The organism is Billgrantia ethanolica (assembly GCF_021404305.1).
GTDB lineage: Bacteria > Pseudomonadota > Gammaproteobacteria > Pseudomonadales > Halomonadaceae > Halomonas > Halomonas ethanolica.
Map to the genome: position 1 here is coordinate 68,608 of NZ_JABFTX010000006.1, position 16,640 is coordinate 85,247.

At 66.6% G+C, this 16,640-nt stretch carries 18 protein-coding genes, 3 tRNA genes and 1 rRNA gene; 7 read left to right on the plus strand and 15 right to left on the minus strand.

Translation table 11 applies throughout. From position 1 onward, the window contains the following. Window positions 1-48 precede the first annotated feature (48 nt). The 7 genes from HOP53_RS21095 to HOP53_RS21125 all read right to left on the minus strand — a co-directional run bounded on the left by HOP53_RS21095 (window position 49) and on the right by HOP53_RS21125 (window position 4,701). Window positions 49-124 (minus strand) — tRNA-Thr (locus tag HOP53_RS21095). A gap of 45 nt (window positions 125-169) precedes the next feature. Beyond that, window positions 170-244 (minus strand) — tRNA-Gln (locus tag HOP53_RS21100). A 6-nt stretch (window positions 245-250) separates the two neighbouring features. Further along, window positions 251-326: transfer RNA gene (locus HOP53_RS21105), tRNA-Phe, on the minus strand. A 91-nt stretch (window positions 327-417) separates the two neighbouring features. Continuing rightward, window positions 418-690 carry an oxidative damage protection protein gene (locus HOP53_RS21110; protein ID WP_234271832.1) on the minus strand — a complete coding sequence of 91 codons (273 nt, stop codon included), beginning with the start codon at window positions 688-690 and terminating at the stop codon, window positions 418-420. A gap of 32 nt (window positions 691-722) precedes the next feature. Further along, window positions 723-1,814, minus strand: a complete 1,092-nt coding sequence (gene mutY, locus HOP53_RS21115) for an A/G-specific adenine glycosylase (protein WP_234271833.1) — start codon at window positions 1,812-1,814, stop codon at window positions 723-725. 86 nt (window positions 1,815-1,900) lie between these two features. Continuing rightward, the gene (locus HOP53_RS21120; RefSeq protein ID WP_234271834.1) at window positions 1,901-4,249 is read right to left on the minus strand and encodes an AsmA family protein; all 2,349 of its coding nucleotides are present in this window, start codon (window positions 4,247-4,249) and stop codon (window positions 1,901-1,903) included. Window positions 4,250-4,263: 14 nt separating this feature from the next. Further along, complete coding sequence (locus HOP53_RS21125; protein WP_234271835.1) at window positions 4,264-4,701, minus strand: acetyl-CoA sensor PanZ family protein; 438 nt, start codon at window positions 4,699-4,701, stop codon at window positions 4,264-4,266. Window positions 4,702-4,884: 183 nt separating this feature from the next. Here HOP53_RS21125 and hisB point away from each other — a divergent pair, with 183 nt between their 5' ends. The 5 genes from hisB (at window position 4,885) to HOP53_RS21150 (ending at window position 8,381) form a co-directional block, all read left to right on the plus strand. Continuing rightward, complete coding sequence (gene hisB, locus HOP53_RS21130; RefSeq protein ID WP_234271836.1) at window positions 4,885-5,478, plus strand: imidazoleglycerol-phosphate dehydratase HisB; 594 nt, start codon at window positions 4,885-4,887, stop codon at window positions 5,476-5,478. Window positions 5,479-5,508: 30 nt separating this feature from the next. Continuing rightward, the gene (gene hisH / locus HOP53_RS21135; protein ID WP_234271837.1) at window positions 5,509-6,150 is read left to right on the plus strand and encodes an imidazole glycerol phosphate synthase subunit HisH; all 642 of its coding nucleotides are present in this window, start codon (window positions 5,509-5,511) and stop codon (window positions 6,148-6,150) included. A 146-nt stretch (window positions 6,151-6,296) separates the two neighbouring features. Next, window positions 6,297-7,049: a 1-(5-phosphoribosyl)-5-[(5-phosphoribosylamino)methylideneamino]imidazole-4-carboxamide isomerase gene (hisA, locus tag HOP53_RS21140; RefSeq protein WP_234271838.1), complete on the plus strand. Its 753-nt coding sequence runs from the start codon at window positions 6,297-6,299 to the stop codon at window positions 7,047-7,049. Between the two features lies 1 nt (window position 7,050). Then, complete coding sequence (hisF, locus tag HOP53_RS21145) at window positions 7,051-7,824, plus strand: imidazole glycerol phosphate synthase subunit HisF (protein ID WP_234271839.1); 774 nt, start codon at window positions 7,051-7,053, stop codon at window positions 7,822-7,824. Window positions 7,825-7,844: 20 nt separating this feature from the next. Next, the gene (locus HOP53_RS21150; RefSeq protein WP_234271840.1) at window positions 7,845-8,381 is read left to right on the plus strand and encodes a hypothetical protein; all 537 of its coding nucleotides are present in this window, start codon (window positions 7,845-7,847) and stop codon (window positions 8,379-8,381) included. Between the two features lie 40 nt (window positions 8,382-8,421). Here HOP53_RS21150 and HOP53_RS21155 read toward each other — a convergent pair whose 3' ends face one another. Then, window positions 8,422-9,012 carry a YjaG family protein gene (locus HOP53_RS21155; protein WP_234271841.1) on the minus strand — a complete coding sequence of 197 codons (591 nt, stop codon included), beginning with the start codon at window positions 9,010-9,012 and terminating at the stop codon, window positions 8,422-8,424. 51 nt (window positions 9,013-9,063) lie between these two features. Then, the gene (locus HOP53_RS21160; RefSeq protein ID WP_234271842.1) at window positions 9,064-9,357 is read right to left on the minus strand and encodes an MGMT family protein; all 294 of its coding nucleotides are present in this window, start codon (window positions 9,355-9,357) and stop codon (window positions 9,064-9,066) included. Window positions 9,358-9,405: 48 nt separating this feature from the next. On the opposite strand from HOP53_RS21160, the gene HOP53_RS21165 reads away from it, so the two are divergent. Further along, complete coding sequence (locus HOP53_RS21165; protein ID WP_234271843.1) at window positions 9,406-10,101, plus strand: type 1 glutamine amidotransferase; 696 nt, start codon at window positions 9,406-9,408, stop codon at window positions 10,099-10,101. A gap of 6 nt (window positions 10,102-10,107) precedes the next feature. On the opposite strand, the gene mnmH is transcribed toward HOP53_RS21165, so the two are convergent. The 5 genes from mnmH to HOP53_RS21190 form a co-directional block, all read right to left on the minus strand. Continuing rightward, entirely contained in the window at window positions 10,108-11,232 is a 1,125-nt protein-coding gene (mnmH, locus tag HOP53_RS21170) for a tRNA 2-selenouridine(34) synthase MnmH (RefSeq protein ID WP_234271844.1), read from the minus strand. Next, a complete protein-coding gene (gene selD, locus HOP53_RS21175) occupies window positions 11,229-12,266 on the minus strand; it encodes a selenide, water dikinase SelD (RefSeq protein ID WP_010627424.1) in 1,038 nt (345 codons plus the stop codon). The genes mnmH and selD overlap by 4 nt, the downstream gene beginning before the upstream one ends. A gap of 54 nt (window positions 12,267-12,320) precedes the next feature. Further along, window positions 12,321-13,694 (minus strand): DNA repair protein RadA, encoded by a 1,374-nt coding sequence (gene radA, locus HOP53_RS21180; protein WP_234271845.1) that lies wholly within the window; start codon window positions 13,692-13,694, stop codon window positions 12,321-12,323. A 99-nt stretch (window positions 13,695-13,793) separates the two neighbouring features. Continuing rightward, entirely contained in the window at window positions 13,794-14,240 is a 447-nt protein-coding gene (locus HOP53_RS21185) for a copper resistance protein NlpE N-terminal domain-containing protein (RefSeq protein ID WP_010627422.1), read from the minus strand. A gap of 114 nt (window positions 14,241-14,354) precedes the next feature. Next, the gene (locus HOP53_RS21190) at window positions 14,355-15,251 is read right to left on the minus strand and encodes an AEC family transporter (protein WP_234271846.1); all 897 of its coding nucleotides are present in this window, start codon (window positions 15,249-15,251) and stop codon (window positions 14,355-14,357) included. A 116-nt stretch (window positions 15,252-15,367) separates the two neighbouring features. On the opposite strand from HOP53_RS21190, the gene hisC reads away from it, so the two are divergent. Further along, a complete protein-coding gene (hisC, locus tag HOP53_RS21195; protein ID WP_234271847.1) occupies window positions 15,368-16,423 on the plus strand; it encodes a histidinol-phosphate transaminase in 1,056 nt (351 codons plus the stop codon). Between the two features lie 100 nt (window positions 16,424-16,523). Here the strand turns inward: hisC and rrf are convergent. Then, window positions 16,524-16,639: ribosomal RNA gene (rrf, locus tag HOP53_RS21200) — 5S ribosomal RNA — on the minus strand. Between the last annotated feature and the right edge of the window lies 1 nt (window position 16,640).

Below are 16,640 nucleotides of genomic sequence, written 5' to 3' on the forward strand. Positions count from 1 at the left end.
AACACACACGCCTAAGGCTTGGCAATTCGCTTGATGACATCCCGATCGTGGTGCCGGCACCAGGAGTCGAACCCGGGACCTACTGATTACAAGTCAGTTGCTCTACCAACTGAGCTATGCCGGCTCGGGACCGACGCGTGCGAACTGCAGAGTCGGAAAAGGGTTGGCGTGGCTGGGGTACCAGGATTCGAACCTGGGAATGCCGATACCAAAAACCGGTGCCTTACCACTTGGCGATACCCCAGCAGTTTGGTGGCCAGAGACGGAATCGAACCGCCGACACGGGGATTTTCAATCCCCTGCTCTACCGACTGAGCTATCTGGCCGCTGCCAACGGTGCGTATTAAACAAGATCAGATCGGCAGCGTCAAGCCTTTCGTTTCATGCAGATGCTGCCGTCGTTTCAAAGCCATACGCCTAGCGCTCGGGCGGCACGTAGCCTTCCGCCTGGTCGGTTTCGCGGTTGTCGAGAAAGCGCGCCATCTGCTCGTTGAGATAGGCCCGCGCCTCGGGGTCGAGCATGTTGAGGTGTTTCTCGTTGATCAGCCGGGTCTGCAGCGCCTGCCACTCCTCCCAGGCCTGCTTCGACACGCTGGCCTGAATCTCCTGGCCCTTCTTGCCCGGCAGCGGCGGAAAGGGCAGTGCCTCGAGCTCCTGTTGATACTTGCGACAGAACACGGTGCGGCTCATGGCGGTCTCCTTGCTGTTGGTAGTGGCAGTGTTCAGGGCCCCGCGGGGGCGGCCAGAGCGAACGGTGCCAGCGAGGCCAGCAGCGCCTTGACCGGCGCCGCCAGGCCGATGCGCTCGGGGTTGCCTGGATCGTACCAGCATCGTGCCTCGCCCACCGCATCCAGCCTGCCGATCCGCGCCGGCTGCGGGGTGATGTCGAGGCGGAAGTGACTGAAGGTGTGGCTGAAGGCCGGCCAGGCCGGGTCGATGGCAGCCCCCGGGGCGTGCATGTCGAGCCAGCCCCGCAACGCGGCCAGGTCGTCGAACTGAGGCAGCCCCCATAGCCCACCCCACAGCCCGCTGGCAGGGCGCTGTTCGAGCAGCACCCGTCCTTCGGGGTCGCGCAGCACCAGCATCAGCGTGGTACGGGTCGGCAGCGCCTTTTTCGGCTTCGACTCGGGGAAACGGCGCTCCTCGCCGCGGGCATGGGCCACGCAAACGTCGGCGAACGGGCAGCGCGAGCATTCGGGGGTGCCGCGCCGGCACAGGGTGGCGCCGAGGTCCATCACCGCCTGGGTGTAGTCGGCCACGCGCCGCTCCGGCGCGTAGTGCTCGGCCAGTGCCCACAGCTCGCGTTCCACCGCCGGCCGCCCCGGCCAGCCCGCCACCGCGTGCAGCCGGGCCAGGCTGCGCTTGACGTTGCCGTCGAGGATCACGGCGCGCTGACCGGTGCTCTGGGCGATGATCGCGCCCGCGGTGGAGCGGCCGATGCCGGGCAGCTCCGCCATGGCCTCGAGGCTCGCTACCGGCAGCTCGCCGCCGTGCTCGGCCACGACCTGGCGGGCCGCCTTGTGCAGGTTGCGACCGCGGGCATAGTAGCCAAGCCCGGTCCACAGGTGCAGTACTTCGTCCTGGGTGGCCTCGGCCAGTGCCTCGAGAGTGGGGAAGCGCGCCATGAAGCGCTCGAAGTAAGGGATCACCGTGGTGACCTGGGTCTGCTGCAGCATGATCTCGGAGACCCACACGCGGTAGGGCGTGCGCTGGCGCTGCCAGGGCAGGTCATGGCGGCCGGCGCGGTCGTACCACGCCAGCAGACGCTGTTGGAAGACTGCAGGCTCAAGCACCGGTGTAGGCATTTCGCTCATGGACCAACCTCAAAGATGCCTGTCGAAAAAATGCATGCGAAAAAAAGCGCCGACTGGGAGTCGGCGCAGGGACTGGCTTTGGGTCGTCAGTTCAACAGACCACGCAAGGCGTCACGAAGTTCCCGACCGCCCTCTTCGCCGAGACGTTCTTCGAGACGCTCCAGCGGCCGCTCCAGGCGACGCTCCAGCTCTTCTCTGGCGCGACCGGACACTTCGTCGCGCAGCAGCTCGGCCAGGGTGACCTGGAAGGCCTCACGGTCGAAGCTGCACCAATCACCGCTGTCGCCGGAAAGCTCGCCGCTGCAGCGCACCGGCAGCGGCACGCGCTCCAGGCGCGGGTTGACCGGACAGGCGGCATCGGCACCGTCGACGAAGCGCGCGGCGGCGCGCAGGTCGAAGCGCTCGCTGGTCAGATCCAGCTCGCCCGTCCCGCGCATGTCGATGCCTGGAATCGTCATCAGGATATCGTCGCTCTGCACGACTCCATCCGAGATGCGCAGGCGGGCTTCGGCGCGGTCGAAGCGCGTATCGGCACTCCAGTCCCGGGTGGTCTCGCGGCCTTCGACCATGGCGGCCAGCGAGCACAGCTCCTGAGACACGTTGACGTCGAGCACGGCCCCTTCATCGATGCGACCCTCCAGACGCCCGTTGAGATTGCGCTTGAGCGCCGGCCAGGTGTTGGCGCGGGTCTCGAGTTCGCCGCCGAGGGTCAGCCGGCCGCGCAACGGTGCCGGGGAGTCGTCGTCGGACAGCGCCTCGAGCAGCGGCGCCAGACGCACCCGCGACAGCGACGGACGCAGCTGCCACAGGATCGGCTCACGCCTGAGGTCGAGCCCGCCGCTGGCGCTCAGCTCGCCGTCGTAGAACACTGAGCTGAAGCGCTCGAGACGCTGCTGGCCATCGGCACCCGCCAGGGCCAGCGACACTTCGGTGAAGTCGAGCCCGGAGAGACGCAACTGCGCCAGATCGAGCGCCCCGTTCAGGGTCAACTGGGCCAGCCACTCGGCGGGAATCAGCGTGGCGGTGTCGTCGGCGTGGGCCTTGCGGATCCCCAGCAGGCCGGAACGGGAGGCACTCTGCCCCGTGGGTTCGGCAGGCGGCAGGTAGCCATCCAGGTTGAGGCGATCACCCTGCAGCTCGAAGTCCAGCAGTTGCCCCGTGAGTCCCGCGGCCAAACGTCCGGTGAAGGTGCTGCCATCCAGCACCAGGGTCAGCCCCGGCAGCTCGAGGCGCTCGAGATTGCCACGCACGGGGCTGGTCAATGCCACGTCGGAGAGCGCCTGAGGATTGGCCATGGCCGGCAGCTGGTTCATGCGCTCGAGCCACGGCCGCAGCGAGAAGGGTGCCAGGCTGACCTGGCCGCTGTAGCTGGGCGACTGGTCGAGGCCCGCCAGGTTGAGGTGCCCGCTAAGGCGCAGATCGTCGGGGCCGGTGAGCTGCAGATCGCGCAACTGAGCGGTGTTCTCCGCCAGGTCGGCATCCAGCGCCATGGTCAGCGACAAGGGCAGCGCGCGCTCGCCCAGCGTGGGGTGCCGCAGCCCGGCGTCGAGACGGCCCTCCTGGAGCTGCAGGCGCTGCTGAGACAGGTCGAGCACGAGCTGCTGACCGCTCAGATCGAGCTGCTGCCGGTGCTCGGCGCCCGCCAGCCGGCTCAGGGTGGTCAGCCGCATGCCTTCGAGCACGTAACGGCGCTCGGCGAGAGCGAGGCGCATCCGCCCTTCCAGCGAGACCTCGCTCGCCAGCGCTGGGCTACGCTCCAGCTCCCGCCAATCCAATGCAGGATACGACCTGACCTGGAAGGAGGACTTGAGCGGGAAGGCGCGCTGGGGATTGACGTTGGTGCCGGAGACGTTGATCTCGTCGACCAGCCACTCCGAGCCGGCGGCCAGGTCGCGATAGATCGCCGCGCCGTTGCGCACCTGGACGCTGGCGATATTGAGCGCCACGGCCAGATTGCTGCCCTCGAAACTAGGTCCGGCAGTGGCCGGCGCCAGTGCCGATTCGGCACCTTCACGGCGCTCATCGAGCCGCTGCAGCAGGGTTTCCCAGTTGCCGCGCCCCTCTTCGTCGCGCACCAGGCGCAGCTGCATGCCTTCCAGCGTCAAGCCTTCGATGGCGATCTCGCCGCGCAGCAGCGGAGCGAAGGCGAGACTGACCTCACCATGAGCGAATGCCACGAACGGCGGTTCGTCGTGGCTCTGCTCCGGAAGTCGGCCTTCCGCCTGCTCCACGCTCACGCCGAGGCGCGGATAGAACGACCAGGTGAGCGGTCCATCCAGCGTCAGCTCGAGGCCGCTCTGCTCACGCACCACCTCGATCAGCCGCGGCTTGAAGTCTTCCGGGTCGAGAAAGGTCGTGACGTAGACCACGGCAGCCACCACCACTACCCCGAGAACGCCGATGGCGGCCAGCAGCGTCTGTAACAATCGCTTCATGTGTTACCGCCTCCTTACAGCGGTGGGGCCAATTCGTAATAGTCGCCGGTGGCATGCAAGCGATACCCCAGACGGTTGAGCAACAGTTGGTCGGCGACGGGCAGTCGCGATGATGGCGCACGCAGCTCGCGACCCTCGCCACGCGCCGCATCGCTGACCAGGGCGAGGAGTCGCGAACCGACCCCGCGCCGCCGGGTGGCCTTGCGCACGCACAGCTCCGACAGCCACCACGCCTGCTCGTCGGTGATCACCGCCACGGCGCCCAACAGCCGGTCATTGAAGCGGGCGCAGCCGAAGAAATGGCCGGCCTCGAGATGTTCGCGAATGAAGGTATCCACCGGCACGCTGAGCCGTTCGGCCGGCGCGTCGGTATAGATTCGCTGTAGATCGAGCTGCACCTGGCGGTCCGAGCCCCAGACGCTGCTGTCGACGAGGTGAAGCGTTACCGGCATGGCGGTCTCCCTGGCCGCGGCTCGGGCCGCCGCTGTGATGGGCGCATTGTAGCGGATGGGGGGGGCGATTCTCTATAATGGACGGCCCATGACGGCAAGCCCAGCCGCTTGCCGCCCGGAAGCCGCACAAAGGCACGCCGGGCCCACACCATGCGACGCGCCAGAGCGCGAGAGAGACCCGACATGTCCGAGCGAATCGCCACGGTAACCCGTGACACCAAGGAAACCCAGATCACGGTGACCGTGAACCTCGATGGCGAGGGCCGGCTGAACTGCGAGACCGGCGTCCCCTTCCTCGATCACATGCTCGATCAGGTGGCTCGCCACGGTCTGATCGACCTCGACATCAAGGCGGTGGGCGATCTGCACATCGACGATCATCACACCGTCGAGGATCTCGGCATCACCCTCGGCCAAGCCTTCGACCAGGCCATTGGCGACAAGCGCGGCATCCATCGCTATGGCCACGCCTACGTGCCGCTGGACGAGGCACTGTCGCGAGTCGTGGTAGACTTCTCCGGTCGCCCCGGGCTGTTCATGGACGTCGAGTTCACCCGCGCCAGCATCGGCCGCCTAGATACCCAGCTGTTCTGGGAGTTCTTCCAGGGCTTCGTCAATCATGCCCGGGTCACTCTGCATATCGACAACCTGAAGGGCTTCAATGCCCACCATCAGGCGGAGACCATCTTCAAGGCCTTCGGCCGCGCCCTGCGCATGGCCGTGGAGCCGGACCCGCGCATGGCCGGCCAGATGCCGTCCACCAAGGGCTGCCTGTAACGCTGACGACCGAACCTGAGAGGAGCCTTCATGACCATTGCCGTCATCGATTACGGAATGGGCAATCTACATTCGGTTGCCAAGGCGCTCGAACATGTGACCCACGAGCACGTGGTCATCACCCGCGACCCACGGCGCATCCAGGGCGCCACCCGCCTGGTGCTGCCCGGTCAGGGGGCGATCCGTGACTGCATGGGCGAGCTCGAGCGCACTGAGCTGCGCGGCCTGGTACAGGAGCTGCTGGCCAATCAGAGCAAGCCGCTGCTGGGGATCTGCGTCGGTCAGCAGATGCTGCTCGATCACAGCGAGGAGAGCGGCGGCATCCCCTGCCTGGGCTTTCTCTCGGGTGAGGTGAAGCGGTTTCCCGTCGACATGGTCGACGAGCGCGGCCAACGCCTCAAGGTGCCCCACATGGGCTGGAACCTGGTGCATCAGCATCACGAGCATCCGCTGTGGCAAGGCATCGACCAGGACGAGCATTTCTACTTCGTGCACAGCTACTACGTGGCGGCAGAGGACGACGCCTGCGTGCTCGGCACCACCCGCTACGGCCGCATCGAGGCACACGTGGCCATCGGTCGAGATGCCACTTTTGCCGTGCAGTTCCACCCGGAGAAGAGTTCCCGGGCCGGGCTCAAGCTGCTGGAAAACTTTGTCAACTGGGCGCCCTAAACCGCGCCTGGTCAACTGGGCGCCCTAAACCGCGCCTGGTCAACTGGGCGCCCTGAACCGCGCCTGGTCAGCTAGGCACCGTGAGCCGCGCCCAGGCCGAGCCGCGATGACAACCCGGTGCGCACGCGCACCCGAGAGGACATGACATGCTGGTAATTCCCGCCATCGATCTCAAGGACGGCAAGTGCGTCCGCCTCAAGCAGGGCCGGATGGACGACGCCACCACCTACGGCGACGACCCGGTGGCCATGGCGGCGCGCTGGGTCGAGGCCGGCGCCCGCCGCCTGCACCTGGTCGATCTCAACGGCGCCTTCGAGGGCAAACCGGTCAACGGCGAGGCGGTGACCGCCATCGCCCGGCGCTGGCCCTCGCTGCCCATTCAGATCGGTGGCGGCATCCGCAGCGCCGAGACCATCGAGCACTACCTGGCCGCCGGGGTCTCCTACGTCATCATCGGCACCAAGGCGGTCAAGGAGCCGGATTTCGTCGGCGAGATGTGCCGCGCCTTCCCCGGTCACGTGATCGTCGGCCTGGATGCCCGTGACGGCTTCGTCGCCACCGACGGCTGGGCCGAGGTCTCCCAGGTCAAGGCAGTGGACCTGGCCAAGCGCTTCGCCGACGACGGCGTGTCCAGCATCGTCTACACCGACATCGCCCGTGACGGCATGATGAACGGCGTCAACGTCGTGGCCACCGTGGCGCTTGCCCGAGAGGGCGGCCTGCCGGTAATCGCCTCCGGCGGGGTGACCAACCTCGACGACCTGCGCGCGCTGGTCGCTGCGGGCGAGCCGGGCATTCTCGGCGCCATCACCGGCCGCGCCATCTACGAAGGCACTCTGGACGTCGCCGCAGGTCAACAACTGTGCGACGAACTCACCGGCAACCGAGCGGGAGGCTGACATGGGCCTGGCCAAGCGTATCATTCCCTGTCTCGACGTCGACGCCGGCCGCGTGGTCAAGGGCGTCAACTTCATCGGTATCCGCGACGCCGGCGACCCGGTGGAAATCGCCCAGCGCTACAACCTGCAGGGTGCCGACGAGATCACCTTCCTCGACATCACGGCCAGCCACGAGGACCGCGATACCACGGTGGAAATGGTCGAACGCATCGCCGGCGAGGTGTTCATCCCGCTGACCGTGGGCGGCGGCATCCGCACCTGCGACGACATCCGCACCATGCTCAATGCCGGTGCCGACAAGGTCTCGATCAATACCGCGGCGGTGACCAACCCCGACTTCGTGCGCGAGGCCGCCGAGCGCTTCGGCAGCCAGTGCATCGTGGTAGCCATCGACGCCAAGCGGGTCTCGGCTGAGGGCGAAACGCCGCGCTGGGAAATCTTCACTCATGGCGGGCGCCGCCCCACCGGGCTGGACGCCGTGGAGTGGGCGAAAAAGATGGTGGAATACGGCGCTGGCGAACTGCTGCTGACCAGCATGGACCGCGACGGCACAAAGGCCGGCTTCGACCTGGGCGTGACCCGGGCCATCAGCGACGCCGTGACGGTGCCGGTGATCGCCTCCGGCGGCGTCGGCAACCTCGACCATCTGGTGGACGGCGTGATAGAGGGCGGCGCCGATGCAGTACTGGCCGCCAGCATCTTCCACTTTGGCGAGTACACCATTCCGGAGGCCAAGCGCTACATGGCCGAGCGCGGTATCGAGATGCGTTTGTGAGGCGAACAAGGAGCGCGAGCGTGCGGTATTCATGGAAGAGTTGCTGTCAGGCCATCAGGAGGCTTGCCCTGGCTCCGCTCTTGGCGCTGCTGACGGCGCCGGCCGCTCTGGCCGCGGAGCATCAGCCGATCTGGCCACCGCTGCTCGAAGTGGACCACGTGCTGGTCCAGACCAGTCTCTACACGCGCCACTTCAACCCCCAGCCCGACCACAACAATACCCAGGAACTGATCAGCCTCGAGCTGCACAATTCGCAGCGCTGGCTGGTGGGTGGCGCCCGCTTCCTCAACTCCTTCGACCAGGAAGCCATCTACCTCTATGCCGGCCGCGAGTTCCCCTTCTGGCAGCCTAGTGACAACGTCACGGTGCGCGCCAAGCTCACCGCCGGGCTACTGCACGGCTACCGCGGCGAATACCAGGACAACATTCCGTTCAACCGCTACGGCACCGCCCCGGCCGCCCTGCCCAGCCTGGGCGTGCAGTGGGGACGCTTCGAGACCGACCTGATTGTGTTCGGCACCGCCGGGGCGATGATCATAGGCGGCATTCGCTTCTAGGCCGGACGAAACGGGCGCCGACGCCCGCTTCGCCCTCCCATCACTCCAGCGCCAGCCCGAGATTGCTCACGCCGTCGTTGCGCCCCAGCTGGCGTAACGCCTTGAGCGAGTCACGCTCGAGCGGGCCTTCCGCCGCCTCCAGCACCGCGTCTTGAAAGTCGTTCTCGTCGGCCATGAGTGGGTGCTCACGTACCAGCTTGGCCAGTTTGCTGGCGTCCTCCTCTCCTTCGGTCAGCTCGACGAAGGCGCGCACGCCGCCCTTGGAGATGCGACTGACCTCGAGCACGGCTTCGGGGGAGTCGCCTCGCAGCGTATCGAACAGCGAGGAGATCGCCACGACCACCTCCACCGCGCGCCGGGCACCAAAGCTGTCGTCGCCCTCCGGCGGCTCGAGCTCGACCAGTTTCTCAGCCTGGCGCTCGAAATCGATTCGCGCCTCGCGTACAGCAAGTTGCTCCCACACCAGATCGAGCATCACACGCAGGCCGGCCGGATTGCCGCCCCCCGTCATCTGGGCATAGAGCGAATAGTTGGGCAGCATCCGCTCGCACAGCGCCGCCATGAAGGCCTGTTGCTGACGCGGCGAGAGTGCCTGCAGTCGCTCATGAAAGCCCCCTTTTGGCTGGCTCATGGATTCTCCTCGTGATTCGAAGGTCAGAAGAAAGGATGGGATGCGCACGGCTCACGGCCACATGACCTCGGGCGGCACACGTCCCCGGCTATCGAAGAGCACGCCCTCGGCGACCAGTCGCTGGCGCTGTTCGATGGCGCCGGGATGCTCGGCCACCCGGCGCGATGCGGTGATCACACGGAACCACGGCAGTCCGTGGTCGTCGGGAAGCTCACGCAGCGCCCGGGCGACGAGTCGTGGCGTACCGCCCTCGGTCATGGCGGCGATGCGACCGTAGGTGGTCACCCGCCCTGGCGGTATGGCGGCCATGACGGTCAGAATCTGTTCCCGCAGCGCTGGTTTCATGTACGCTTCGCTCCCTGCTTCGTGTCACCCTTCAACGGCGAGGATTCCATGCACCTGCACCTGCTTCAACACAGCCCGTACCATGGTCCGGGCCGCATCGCCGACTGGCTGTCCAGCATGGGGCACAGCCACACCGTTTTCCATCTCTACGACGGCGAGACCCCGCCCAGCCTCGCCGATGGCGATGCGCTGATACTGCTCGACGGCCCGATGCATGTTCTCGACGATGCCCAGCACCCCTGGCTCAAGCGCGAGCGCAAGCTGATCGCCCGCGCGCTGGATGGCAACAAGCCGCTGCTCGGCATCGGCCTGGGCGCCCGAATGATGGCTACCGAACTCGGCGCCACGGTGGGCCGCGGCACCTTCGCCGAGGTGGGCTGGCACGAGGTAACCCTGGCCCCCGAGAGCCCCTTCGACCTGCCGGAGCGCTTTACCGCCTTCATGTGGCATCGCGACGTCTTCGCCCTGCCCGACGAGGCGCTGCCGCTAGGCGGCAGTTCCGGCAGCCCGGTGCAGGGCTTCGCCTGGGACGCCGGACGAGCGCTGGGCCTGCTCTGCCACCTGGAGGTCACGCGCGCCGGGGTCGACGCCCTGCTTGCCGAAGGGGAAAGACCGGAAGGCAGCGAAGCCAGCCCTCATGCCCAGCCCGACGAGGCCATTCTCGCCGACGACCGGCGCTTCGACCGCCTGGCGCCGCTGCTAGACCGCCTGCTCAGCCAGTGGATGCGCAGCGCCCCGGCGTAAGGCATCTCACGCCGGCTGCGGCTGCGAATCGAGCTGCCGCGAGCGCTCCTGCGACCAGGCTTGCGCCGCCGCCAGGCAGCTGTCCCAGTCGCCGACATGCAAGAAGCGCTCGGCATTGCGCTTCTCCAACTGGTAGCGGTACATGGGGTCGTAGTATTCGGTGAGCAGCGGCGCCAGCCAGGCCTCGTGCGCCTGGCGGTTGCCGCGCTCGTGCTCGCGGAAGGCAAGCTGCTGCAGCCGCTGCAGGCGCGCCAGTCGGGCATGGCCCAGGCGCTTTTGCAGCCGGGCCAGCGCGCTGGAGAGCTGCTTGCGCATCAGCGCCCAGCCCAGCCACTCGCCGAACTGCTGACGGTAGATCGCCCACAGATCGTCGATGTAATCCTTGTGAATCTGCGCCAGGCGCCAATCCAGGGGCATCTCCACCCGCACCCTGGGAGCACTCTCCATCGCCCGCCAGAAGGTGAGCGGCACGTTGGCCGTGCCGATATGGCGAGATTCGTCCTCCACCACCAGCGGCCCGGGAAGCGCCAGCAGGCGTAGCCCCATGGCATGCTCGAAGTCGATCTGACTGGGCGCCGGCAAGGGATGACGGCCAAAGGCCGAGCCCTTGTGGCGGGCGCAGCCCTCGAGGTCGAGCCCGTTATCCAGCTGCTGCACCAGCGCCGTCTTGGCGCAGCCGGTGAGCCCGCCCACCACCAGTAGCGGCTGGGCCGCCGCGGCATCGATACGCACACACAGCGCCTGACGCATCGCCTTCCAGCCACCACGGATACGTGGCCGCTCTACACCGGCCTCGGCCAGCCACTGCTGCGCGATCTGCGAACGCAGCCCACCGCGATAGCAATAGATGATCGCCTCGGGATGGGCCTCGACCGTGCGCTGCCAGGCCGCGATGCGTGCCTGACGTATACCCCCGCTGACCAACCGCTGGCCCAGCTCGATGGCGGCCTGCTGGCCACTCTGCTTGTACTCGATGCCGACCAGGCGCCGCTCCTCGTCGTCCATCAGCGGCAGGTTGATCGCCCCGGGCAACCCGCCCTGAGCGAACTCTACCGGTGCCCGCACGTCGATCAGCGGCACGCCCTGGCACAACAGAGAGAGATCGGCTTCGATCAGCGGTAGCTCCCTCACCCCAGCACCTCGATCAAGGCCTCTCCTTCGGCCTTGGCCACCTCGCCGAAGGGCACCAGCTCGATACCGTGCTCACGCCCGATGCGCTCGACATCGTCCTGCCAGGAGGGGTGCACGGAAATCAGCAGGCCGCCGGAGGTCTGCGGGTCGCACAGCCACTGCCAGTGCGGCTCGTCCATCTCCTTGAGCGCCGCACCCAGCGCCTTACGATTGCGCAGGGTGCCGCCAGGCACCGCGCCACGGCGACGATAGGCCTCGGCCTCGGCCAGCCGAGGCAAACGTCGGAAGTCGATGCGCGCCGCCACGCCGCTGGCCTGGCACACCTCGGTGAGATGACCGGCCAGGCCGAACCCGGTGACGTCGGTCATGGCGTTCACCCCCTTCACCCGGGCCAGCGCCATGCCGATATGGTTGGGCTGCAGCATGGTCTCCCGAGCCAGGTTCTGATGGCCCGATTCCAACAGCCCCTGCTTCTCGGCGGTGGTGAGAAACCCCACGCCCAGCGGCTTGGTCAGGTATAACAGGTCGCCCACCTGGGCACCCTTGTTGAGCTTCAGGTGTTCGAGATCGACCAGACCGTTGACCGCCAGGCCGAAGATCGGCTCCGGCGAGTCGATGGAGTGTCCGCCGGCCAGTGCCAGCCCGAGCTCGCGGCAGACGCCCTGGGCGCCGGCCACCACGTCACCGGCGATCTCCGGCCCCAGCTTGTCCAGCGGCCAGCCGAGGATACCCAGCGCCATGACCGGCTTGCCGCCCATCGCATAGACGTCGCTGATGGCGTTGGTGGCAGCGATACGGCCGAAGTCGAAGGGGTCGTCGACGATGGGCATGAAGAAGTCGGTGGTGGCGATCATGCCGCGGCCATCGCCGAGGTCATAGACGGCCGCATCCTCGCGGCCCTGATTGCCTACGATCAGACGCGAATGGGTTGCCCCCGGTCCGGCCTTGGCCAGGATGCCGTCGAGTACGTCGGGGGCAATCTTGCAACCACAGCCGGCGCCGTGGCTGTACTGAGTCAGTCGAATCGCGCTCATCTCGTTCTCCTTGGCAGTTCATTTCCCATTCTACCGCAGCGGAGCATGCTTGCCTCACAGCGCCTCGAGGGCATCGGCCAGCTTGTCCACGGCCACTACCTCCATCCCCTCCGGGGCGCGCTTGGGCGCATTGGCCCGCGGCACGATGGCGCGGGTGAAGCCGTGCTTGGCCGCCTCCACGATGCGCTCCTGGCCGCTGGGCACGGGGCGAATCTCGCCGGAAAGCCCCACCTCGCCGAAGGCCACCAGCTCGCGCGGCAGGGAGCGATTCTGCAGGCTCGACACCACGGCGAGCAGCACCGCCAGGTCGGCGCTGGTTTCCAGCACCTTGACCCCGCCGACCACGTTGAGGAAGACGTCCTGGTCGCCGGTGAACAGCCCGCCATGACGATGCAGCACCGCCAGCAGCATGGCCAGGCGATTCTGGTCGAGCCCCACCGCGACTCGCCGCGGGTTGCCCAGCGCCGACTCGTCGAGCAGCGCCTGCACCTCCACCAGCAGCGGCCGCGTGCCCTCCCACACCACCATCACCAGGCTGCCGGCGGCCTGCTCCTCGCTGCGGGAGAGGAAGATGGCGCTGGGATTCTTCACCTCCTTGAGGCCGTGTTCGAGCATGGCGAACACCCCCAGCTCGTTGACCGCGCCGAAGCGGTTCTTCTGCCCGCGCAGGGTGCGGAAGCGCGAATCGGCACCGCCCTCCAGCAGCAGCGAGGCGTCGATCATGTGCTCCAGCACCTTGGGCCCGGCCAGGGTACCGTCCTTGGTCACGTGCCCCACCAGCAGCAGTACGGTGTTGGACTGTTTGGCGAAGCGGGTGAGCACCGCGGCGGACTCGCGCACCTGGGCCACGCCGCCGGGCGCCGAGGCGATATCCTCCAGGTGCATGGTCTGGATCGAGTCGATTACCAGGATCTCGGGGCGCTCGCGCTCGGCCACCGCCAGCACCGTCTCGACACTGGTCTCGGCCAGCATCTTCAGCCCTTGGGTAGGCAACTGCAGACGGTGGGCGCGCATCGCCACCTGGGAGAGCGACTCTTCGCCGGTGACGTAGAGCACCCTGCGCTGCTGAGCCAGCTTGCAGGCGGTCTGCAGCAGCAGGGTCGACTTGCCGGCGCCGGGGTGCCCACCCAGCAGCACGGCCGAGCCCGGCACCAGACCGCCGCCCAGCACCCGATCGAACTCGCCGAAGGTAGAGGAGAGCCGCGGCACCTCGGTGAGATCGACGCTGCCGAGATCGACCACCTCCTTCGACAGACCGCCGGCGTAGCCCGTGCGCCCAGCACCACCGGTGGCGGCTCCCGGGCGGGCGGCTGCCAGGCGTACCTCGCTGAGGGTGTTCCACTCCAGGCAGCTGGAACACTGACCCTGCCACTTACGGTACTCCGCACCGCACTCGGTACAGACGAAGGCGCTCTTCGCTTTGGCCATGTGGGCCTCTCCCCGCTCTTCGACCCCCTGGGCCGCTGGACGTATCAGACGCGCGAAGGCGGCCCGCAGGCCGCCTTCGCTGATGCCCGCAACGCGAACTTACATGCGCTGCAGTTGCAGGGCTTCGTTGTTCTGGAAGCGACGACGCTGAGGGTCGATCAGTTCCAGGGTCTGGTCATCGACACGCAGGAAGTAATAGATCTGGCCTTCGCCATCCGGTGTCAGCTCATAGACGGTGGCATCGGGGTCGACCGCGGTGCCACTGAGCACTTCCCAGTTGCCGGCATACTCTTCATCGGGCGGATCCTGGGGGTGTTCGCGATAGCTGGCGCGCAGGTCGAAGGTTCTTTCCTCCAGTGACGCCTGTTCGCTGCCACGCAGGTTCACCGTCAGGTCGATGCCCGCGCAGTTGCGGCAGGGCAGCGTTCCTTGATATGCCACGGCATCGTCCATTGCCACGTCGGCACGATCGTCAACCGCAGGGGCTGCACAACCGGCCAGGAAGGCCAGCATGGCCGAGCCAGCCAGCAGGGTCCTTACTTGCATTTGCTCACTCCTAACCTATGGGTTTGTCGCCTTGTAGGGTGTGTCATCATATGTGACAGCATAACCCTTAAGAGCGCTCGCAGACAGTCTCGGCTTTTCGACTGAAGCCACGGCTCACGCCGCTCCTGGATAGACATGCATGAACACCAGTGCCAGCACGATAGGCATTACCACCAGACTGCCCAGGTTGCCGATCAGCACCAGCGAGGCGACCTTTTGCGGTTCCTGTCGATACTGCTCGGCGACCAGATAGTTGAGCACCGCCGGCGGCAGCGCCGCAAACACCCACAGTACCGCCGCCTGCAGGCCCGTCAACTCCAGCCACAGGATCATGGGCAGCGCCAGGATCAGGCCGGAGAGCGGACACAACACCGCCCCCAGCATGCCGGTCTTCCAGTCGCGAAAGTCAATGTCGAGCATGCGTACCCCGAGCGCGAACAGCATCAGCGGAATACACACGCCGCCCAGCATGTGCAGCGCCTCGAGCAGCCAGCCCGGCAGCGGCACCCCGCCCAGGTTCACCCCTAGCCCCGCCAGACTGGCCAGTACGATGGGCATGCGCAGCAGCCGCCACAGCGGCGTGCGTGGGCTGAGCATGTAGAGGCCTACCGAGAAGTGCAGCAGCATCTCAACGATGAACACCACCACCGCGGCGGGCAGCGCCGCCTCACCGAAGGCCAGCACCAGCAGCGGCACCCCCATATTGCCGGAATTGTTGAACATCATCGGCGGCAAGAAGGTCTTGGGCTCGAGCCTGAGCAGCTTGACCAGCGGCCACAGCACCCCCCCCGAGCCCAACACCACCACCGCAGCCGCCAACGCCAGGCCGGCGTACTCCTCCAGCGGCGCCTGGCCGTCGGCCAGCACGGCAAACACCAGCATGGGAACGAAGATCTCCATGTTGAGCGTATTGAGGCTACGAATGTCAGGCGTGCGGAAGCGGCCATACAGCGTGCCACAACCGGCAATCAGGAAAACCGGCAGCAGAGTGGCGATGATCTGGGCGGTCATTAGGGGTTCCAGGATCCAGACGAAAGCGCCTAGGCTAGCATGCTGTCGGCTTGCGCGGTCAGGCCGCAGCGGTCAACATTGGCCTAAAGTTCCGTCCCTATGAGAAACGAGACATCATGAGCCAGTTCTGGAGCCCGGCGGTATGCGAGCTGACGCCCTACGTACCGGGCGAGCAGCCGCGCGAGAAGCTGATAAAGCTGAACACCAACGAGAACCCCTACCCGCCGGCGCCCGGCGTCGAGGCGGCGCTACGCGATTACCCCGTCGATCATCTGCGCCTCTACCCCGACCCGCAGTCTCTCGCCCTGCGTCAGGCGCTTGCTCGCGAACATGGCGTCGCGGTGGAGCAGGTATTCGTCGGCAACGGCTCCGATGAAGTGCTGGCCCTGGCCTTTCAGGCCTTCTTCTGTCACGAGCGTCCGCTCGAGATGCCCGACATCACCTACAGCTTCTACCCGGTCTACTGCAAGCTGTACGGTATCGAGCGGCGCAGCCTGCCCCTGGACGAGCAGTGGCGGGTCGATCTCGACGCCTTCACTGCCGACAGCGGCGGCGCCATCTTCGCCAACCCCAACGCCCCTACGGCTCATGGGCATTCGCGCGATGCCATTGCCGGCCTGCTCCAGCGCCTGACCGATCAGGTCGTGCTGGTCGACGAAGCCTATGTCGACTTCGGTGGCGAAAGCGTGGTGCCTCTGATCGAGCACTTCCCCAATCTGCTGGTCACCGGCACCTTCTCCAAGTCCCGCAGCCTGGCCGGCCTGCGCCTGGGCTACGCCATCGGCTCAAGCGAGCTGATAGAAGGGCTGGTACGGGTCAAGGACTCTTTCAACTCCTATCCCGTCGACAGCCTGGCAAGCGCGCTTGCCATCGCCTCGCTCGAGGACCGGGAGCATTTCGATGCCTGCCGTGAGCGCGTCGTCACCACCCGCGAGCGCACCGCCAGGCGCCTCGGCGACCTGGGCTTCGAGGTCCTGCCCTCCCAGGCCAACTTCGTCCTCACTCGTCATCCCGAGCACGACGCCGCGCAGCTCTTCGTCGGCCTGCGTGAACGGGGCATTCTGGTGCGCCACTTCAACACCGAAGCCCTGCGCGACTTCCTGCGCATCTCGATCGGCACCGATGACGAAATGGACAGCCTGATCGAAGCCTTCGAGCTGCTCTGCCGCTGAGCCACCCCACGGGCGCCGCCAGGCGCCCGCTTCGCGTAGCGAATCGACAAATAAAGAAAAACCCCGAGCACTTTCGTACTCGGGGTTTTTGGAATTAAGTGCCTGACGATGACCTACTCTCGCATGGGGAGGCCCCACACTACCATCGGCGCTGAGCGGTTTCACTGCTGAGTTCGGCATGGGATCAGGTGGTTCCCACTCGCTATGGTCGTCAGGC

Bases quoted from the DNA above. Each gene is read 5' to 3' on its own strand.
- hisF (WP_234271839.1), top strand. From the start codon at position 7,051: ATGGGCCTGGCCAAGCGTATCATTCCCTGTCTCGACGTCGACGCCGGC.
- HOP53_RS21110 (WP_234271832.1), bottom strand. From the start codon at position 690: ATGAGCCGCACCGTGTTCTGTCGCAAGTATCAACAGGAGCTCGAGGCA.
- selD (WP_010627424.1), bottom strand. From the start codon at position 12,266: ATGAGCGCGATTCGACTGACTCAGTACAGCCACGGCGCCGGCTGTGGT.
- HOP53_RS21125 (WP_234271835.1), bottom strand. From the start codon at position 4,701: ATGCCGGTAACGCTTCACCTCGTCGACAGCAGCGTCTGGGGCTCGGAC.
- HOP53_RS21160 (WP_234271842.1), bottom strand. From the start codon at position 9,357: ATGAAACCAGCGCTGCGGGAACAGATTCTGACCGTCATGGCCGCCATA.
- HOP53_RS21120 (WP_234271834.1), bottom strand. From the start codon at position 4,249: ATGAAGCGATTGTTACAGACGCTGCTGGCCGCCATCGGCGTTCTCGGG.
- hisB (WP_234271836.1), top strand. From the start codon at position 4,885: ATGTCCGAGCGAATCGCCACGGTAACCCGTGACACCAAGGAAACCCAG.
- HOP53_RS21190 (WP_234271846.1), bottom strand. From the start codon at position 15,251: ATGACCGCCCAGATCATCGCCACTCTGCTGCCGGTTTTCCTGATTGCC.
- HOP53_RS21165 (WP_234271843.1), top strand. From the start codon at position 9,406: ATGCACCTGCACCTGCTTCAACACAGCCCGTACCATGGTCCGGGCCGC.
- mutY (WP_234271833.1), bottom strand. From the start codon at position 1,814: ATGAGCGAAATGCCTACACCGGTGCTTGAGCCTGCAGTCTTCCAACAG.
- radA (WP_234271845.1), bottom strand. From the start codon at position 13,694: ATGGCCAAAGCGAAGAGCGCCTTCGTCTGTACCGAGTGCGGTGCGGAG.
- HOP53_RS21155 (WP_234271841.1), bottom strand. From the start codon at position 9,012: ATGAGCCAGCCAAAAGGGGGCTTTCATGAGCGACTGCAGGCACTCTCG.
- hisA (WP_234271838.1), top strand. From the start codon at position 6,297: ATGCTGGTAATTCCCGCCATCGATCTCAAGGACGGCAAGTGCGTCCGC.
- HOP53_RS21185 (WP_010627422.1), bottom strand. From the start codon at position 14,240: ATGCAAGTAAGGACCCTGCTGGCTGGCTCGGCCATGCTGGCCTTCCTG.
- hisH (WP_234271837.1), top strand. From the start codon at position 5,509: ATGACCATTGCCGTCATCGATTACGGAATGGGCAATCTACATTCGGTT.
- hisC (WP_234271847.1), top strand. From the start codon at position 15,368: ATGAGCCAGTTCTGGAGCCCGGCGGTATGCGAGCTGACGCCCTACGTA.